General features: G+C 73.1%; 4 protein-coding genes and 1 pseudogene. 2 read left to right on the top strand and 3 right to left on the bottom strand.

Annotated features, from left to right (window positions below):
* Positions 1–132: 132 nt before the first annotated feature.
* Positions 133–1,224, bottom strand: a complete 1,092-nt coding sequence (locus tag ACFV0O_RS00025) for a vWA domain-containing protein (RefSeq protein WP_380334005.1) — start codon at positions 1,222–1,224, stop codon at positions 133–135.
* A gap of 392 nt (positions 1,225–1,616) precedes the next feature.
* Between ACFV0O_RS00025 and ACFV0O_RS00020 the strand changes: the two genes are divergently transcribed.
* Positions 1,617–2,426: a hypothetical protein gene (locus ACFV0O_RS00020; RefSeq protein WP_380334002.1), complete on the top strand. Its 810-nt coding sequence runs from the start codon at positions 1,617–1,619 to the stop codon at positions 2,424–2,426.
* Positions 2,427–2,857: 431 nt separating this feature from the next.
* Positions 2,858–3,133: an EsaB/YukD family protein gene (locus ACFV0O_RS00015; protein ID WP_380333999.1), complete on the top strand. Its 276-nt coding sequence runs from the start codon at positions 2,858–2,860 to the stop codon at positions 3,131–3,133.
* 33 nt (positions 3,134–3,166) lie between these two features.
* Here the strand turns inward: ACFV0O_RS00015 and ACFV0O_RS00010 are convergent, their stop codons facing one another.
* Both ACFV0O_RS00010 and ACFV0O_RS00005 read right to left on the bottom strand, forming a co-directional pair.
* Positions 3,167–3,964 (bottom strand): hypothetical protein, encoded by a 798-nt coding sequence (locus ACFV0O_RS00010; protein WP_380333997.1) that lies wholly within the window; start codon positions 3,962–3,964, stop codon positions 3,167–3,169.
* Between the two features lie 246 nt (positions 3,965–4,210).
* Positions 4,211–4,815 (bottom strand): annotated as a pseudogene (locus ACFV0O_RS00005) (acetyl-coenzyme A synthetase); the annotation flags it as partial.

Genomic DNA, 4,815 nt, shown 5'->3' with positions numbered 1-4,815 from the left:
GTGGGTGTGTGTGTTTTTACCCCGCCCCCGCGGGGGGGGGGGGGGGGGGGGGGGCCGGGGGGCCCCCGGGGGGGGGGCGCGGCGCGCGGGCGCGCCCCCCCCCCCCCCCCGACCCACGGTGGCTCGGCTCGGCTACAGCATGACCAGCAGCTTGGTGCCCGGCACCAACTTCCGGTTGACGGAGGTCGACTGGACGAACACGGTGTACGACGGGTTGTCGCCCGGCTTCACCGCGACCTCCGACGCCGGCAGGCCGAGCAGTCGGCGGGCCGCCGGACCGGAGAACACCTTGCCCGTCATCCGGCCGGTGGCCGGGTCCTTCTCCGCCACGGCGAGCTGCTTGCTGCCCTGGATCTTCTCCCGCTTGGACAACTCGTAGTAGGCGCAACCGGTCTTGTACGCGTGCCCGGTGCGGGTGACGAACTCGCGGATCGGCGCCTGCTCGTCGACCGGGACCAGGACGTACTTGCCGGCGTCCAGCGCGTCGAGGCTGGCCGCCACGTCGGCGGTGTTCAGGTCCTGGCCCATGGTGAAGAGGTTCCTGGTGCCGCGCACGCCCTTCTCCCGGCCCCGCAGGAAGCTCGTGGCCGCCGTCTTGACGGTGCCGATGGCCTCCTCGACGCCCTTGGTGGAGTCCGCGTCCCAGATCGCGATGTTCCCCGCCGGGAAGCCGTACTCCTGGGCGGTGCGCTTGGCCAGGGAGTTGGGGACGAGGATCGCCGAGGTCCAGTGGTCGGGCAGGTCGTCCATGGCGCCCTGGATGCGGCCCATCCACTCGTGCAGGACGGCCTTGCCCGGGCCTGCCCCCATGCGGGTGTGCATCTTGCCGATCCGCGAGTAGCCGGAGGCGTTCTCCTCGCCGTCCGTCACGACGACCTGGAGGAAGGAGTGCTCCCCGTAACCCTCCCAGATGTTCTTCAGGTCGTCGACGGACTTCACGGCCGCCTCGATGAGCGCCGTCGCGCCGCTGTCGACCTTGTAGAGGCCGCGCAGGGACGGCAGGTGCTTGACGTCCATGTCCCAGACCAGGTTGTGCACCTCGTGGTCGAAGGCGTAGAGGCTGATGCGGGTCTCGTGGCCGAGCCGGTCGGACTCCTCCTGGAGGCCCTTCACGAATTCGTCCACCACGCGGACGAGCTGCGCCTCGTGCTGGCGCATCGAACCGGACTTGTCGACGACGAGCGAGACGTGGTTGACCTTGTGCTTGATCCTGTTCGCGGCCATTCCGCTACCCCTTTTCCAACGCCCTTGTGGCGCCATTTCCGGCGCCTTTCCAGCGCGCCCCTCCGACGTTGGTTCCACACTACGGTGAGGCACTGACAATCCGCCCTGACCTGGGAGTTCACCCCGGCTGTCCGGAAATTGACGGTCGAACGGGATGCACGGGCGAGGCGTTTCCCAGGCCCGACGCCGGGGCGTCCCGCGCGAATTCCCCCGGCGGCAGCGGGACGAGGGAGCACGGCGGGTTCCGCACCGCACTTCCGAGCCGCGGTTGGGCACCGCGCCGCCGAACCGTGGTTCCGAGCAACGGCAACGGCCGAATTCGGCCGACTGTGCTCCGCGGAGCGGATTTTGGGGAAGAATCCCCCGCAAGCCGAGGGGGGAAGGGGTCAGGGATGGGGATCTTCAGCCGCAAGCGCCGGGACGACCGGGCGCCCGCACCGCAGGACGCACCGCAGGACGCACCGCAGGACGCACCGCAGGCCACGGTGCAGGACGCTGCGCACGAGCCGCCGCAGGACGCACCGCACACGCCGCCGCACGAGGTACCGCAGGACGCCCTGCGGGGCCTGCCGGCGGGCGGCACCACGCGTCCGGCCGGGCCGCAGGACCCGGTGCTGCCGCCCGCCGGGCCGGGTGGCTCCTGGATCTACGAGGTGGCCGGGGAGTACTCCTCGGACAGCTGGGCGCCGCCCGAGTCGATCAGGCGCTGGTGGGAGGTGGACCGCGACGGCAACGTCGTCGGCGAGCCCGTCGAGAACGAGCACTTCGGACCGCCCCGGGACGACCTCACCCGCGCGACCGACCCGGACGGGCCGCTGGGCTGGCTGACCGACACCGAGACGGTGGTGCGAGGCTGGCTGGCCGTCGCACTCGAACGGATCGTCGAGGACGTCGAGATCCACTGGCTCAAGGTCATCGACACCCCGGTCGTGCTGGCCGGCGACGACGTATCGGACTTCGCCCCGCCGGACTTCACCCAGGACCCGCCCTCCCGGATCGGCGTCGCCGTCCCGGTCGGTTTCGGGGGCCAGGTGGAGGGCCACGACCCGGCGGTGGCCTGGGGCCTGCTGTTGTGGGTGATGGTGCCCGGCGACCGGGAGGGGGAGACCCTGCAGAACGTCTGGCTCCGCTACGAGATCGGGGCGGACCGCGCAGCCGAGAGCCTGCGCATCGTCCTCCAGGCCCCGGACATCCAGTTCTGAGACCCGCCCGGTGAGGCACCGGAGTCGGCACCGGGCTCCGGCACCAGCACCAGCACCAGCACCAACACCGGTTCCGACACCCGATCCGGCACCGGTTCCGGAACCGACCACCCACACCGGCCGTGGCCATGGCGCCGATCGGACACGACCGACCCGGACCGGAACAGGCCCGACCTTGCCCGGGCCCGGCGAAGCGGACGGGACCGGCGGAACGCTTTCGGTCCCGGACCGCAATCCTGTCGGTCCCGCTCGTCATGCCCTCCGGCACACTCCGTTCCTATCGTGAGGCCACCGGAGTTCGCCGGACGCACCCGGTGCCCGAGGCACCGCCCGACCCGTGCCCGACCTGCCGTGCCGCGCAGGTCGGGGCGCGGGCGCCGGCCCGCCCGCCACCTCCGGCTTCCCATCGCCGTCGAAACCCGAGGTGCCGCATGACCGTCCTGACCACGCTCTCCGCCGGGAGCGCCGTGCGCCGGCTGACCATCGTGGGCCCGCACGGCCTCGTCGAACTGGCCCTGCCCGTCGCGGTGCCGATCACCAGGCTGCTCCCGATGGTGCTGCGGTACGTCGCCGGGCCCGAGGCCGGCGAACGCACGTGGGTGCTGCGGCACCCCGGCGGTCCGGAGCTCGACCCCGAGGGCACGCCCCTGTCCCTCGGCCTGGCCGACGGCGACGTGCTGCACCTGCTGCCCGCCTCCGTGGACTGAGCGGCGGGCTCCACCGGCCGCGGCCCGGCGCCGTCAGCCCGTCAACCCCTCGGCGGTCCACCGGGACCGGGGGTCGTCACAGCCGCCGACGCCGAGCCGTTCGCCGTAGCCCTGCTCGACGAGGCAGCCGCCCCGGTGGGCGTGGAGCCGCAGCCGGGTGGTGGCCCGCCCGTCCGACGGGTCGCCCCCCGGGGGCCCCAGGGGGGTGAAGGCGTCCACGACGCTCCACCGCTGGCCCCCGTCCTGCTGCGCCTCGTCGGGCAGCTCGTACGCGAGGTAGACCGAACCGTCCTGGTCGGCGGTGAGCACCAGGGCCGCGGGCGCGTCCTCGTCCGTGCCCACCAGCAGGGACCGGACGACCACCTCGTCCTCCGACACCGGCCGGACGGACCATTCCTGGCTCTCCTCCGCGCTCTCCGGCATGGCGATCACGGCGGCGCCCTCGGCCGCGCGGGAACCACCGACTCCGGCCGCCGTCATCCTCAGCGCCGCCGGCCGGGACGTCAGGGTGCCGACCCCGCCCGGCTGCCCGACAGCGCCGGACTGCCCGGCCCCGCCCGGCTGCCCGGCCTTGCCCGGCTGCCCGGGGTCGGACCCGGGCCGCCAGGGTGCGACCCCCGGCAGAGCCACCTGCCTGCCGGTCCGGCCGACCGGCTCACGCAGGAGAGATCCGTCGCGGTCACCCGGCCGCTCCGGGCCGATGACGGCGGTGGATGGCGGCGCTTCCGTGCTCGGCGCCACCGGGCTCCCCTGACGCGCCACCAGGAAGCAGGTGAGCAGGGCAAGCGCTGTGGTGGTCTGCGCGGCGGCGCGCGCGGGACTGTGGGACAACTGGACTTTCCTCCCCGGCGGTTCGAGCGGTGCGGTACGGCTCCCGGGCCGCCGGCCGGTCCGGCCGACCGAGGTCCGCTCCGCCCGTAACCGACGCAGACCGGAGTCGGTTACGGGCGGCGACGATTACGGTGTCGACGGTTACGGTCCCGGCGGTACGACCGGTGTCGGCGGTACGACCGGTGACGCCCGGAGTCGGCCGACGGCCGGGCCGGGCGCGGGCGGCGGCCCGGAAGCCAGGTCCGATCAGACGGCGGTCGGTGCGGCGGTCGACGCGTCGGTCGGTGCGGCGGCCAGCGTGGCCCGGATCGACGTCATCACGGTGGCATCGGTCAAGGTGGTGGTGTCGCCGACTTCGCGGCCTTCGGCGATGTCGCGCAGGAGGCGGCGCATGATCTTGCCGGAGCGGGTCTTGGGGAGTTCGCCGACGACCTTGATCTGCTTGGGCTTGGCGATGGGGCCCAGGGTGCGTCCGACGTGGGCGCGCAGTTCCTCGACGAGTTCGGGGCTCTCGGTGGCGCCGCCGCGCAGGATGACGAAGGCGACGATGGCCTGGCCGGTGGTGGCGTCGGTGGCGCCGACGACGGCGGACTCGGCGACGGAGGGGTGGCCGACGAGGGCGGACTCGACCTCGGTGGTGGAGATGTTGTGGCCCGAGACGAGCATGACGTCGTCGACGCGGCCGAGCAGCCAGATGTCGCCGTCCTCGTCCTTCTTCGCGCCGTCGCCCGCGAAGTAGCGGCCTTCGAAGCGGGACCAGTAGGTGTCGATGTAGCGCTGGTCGTCGCCCCAGATGGTGCGGAGCATGGAGGGCCAGGGTTCGGTGAGGACGAGGTAGCCGCCGGAGCCGT

It is taken from the genome of Kitasatospora sp. NPDC059577, assembly GCF_042735475.1.
Lineage (GTDB): Bacteria > Actinomycetota > Actinomycetes > Streptomycetales > Streptomycetaceae > Kitasatospora.
The sequence above is the reverse complement of the archived record's forward strand: the minus strand, read 5'-3'. Positions and strand labels throughout refer to the sequence as shown.